Genomic DNA, 510 nt, shown 5'->3' with positions numbered 1-510 from the left:
GCGGATACCGACGCGGTAACCGAAGGCGATCTGACGCCTGTCAGCGGTACGCTAACGGCTATGGATGCAGACAACCCAGATTTGGCCTTTAACTCAAATACTATTAGCGATGCTTACGGTGAGTTCACCGTTGACGCCGAGGGTAATTGGACGTTCACACTGGCGGATAACGCCACAGTCGATGCATTAACCGCCGGCCAGAAAGAAGTGCGCGAGTTTATCGTGACCTTGTCCGATGGCAGTGACACCACTGTCACCATTACCATTACTGGTACCGATGATGCTCCGGTGATTTCGGCGGATACCGACGCAGTGACGGAAGGCGATGTGACGCCTGTCAGCGGCACCCTAACGGCGACGGATGCAGACAATCCAGACCTAGAATTTACACCAAATACTATTACCGATGCGTACGGTGAGTTCACCGTTGACGCGAATGGCAATTGGACGTTCACACTGGCCGATAACGCCACAGTGGACGCGCTGACAGCCGGTCAGAAAGAAGTGCGT

At 54.3% G+C, this 510-nt stretch carries 1 protein-coding gene; it reads left to right on the top strand.

The window, feature by feature from the left end; all coding sequences use genetic code 11:
• Positions 1-510: VCBS domain-containing protein (locus tag ST37_RS15865; protein WP_197687476.1), on the top strand; the 510-nt coding region annotated here is incomplete at both ends.

This window comes from Vibrio sp. qd031 (assembly GCF_002100145.1).
In the GTDB taxonomy this organism is placed as follows: domain Bacteria; phylum Pseudomonadota; class Gammaproteobacteria; order Enterobacterales; family Vibrionaceae; genus Vibrio.
This window is presented reverse-complemented; position numbering and strand designations above follow the sequence as displayed.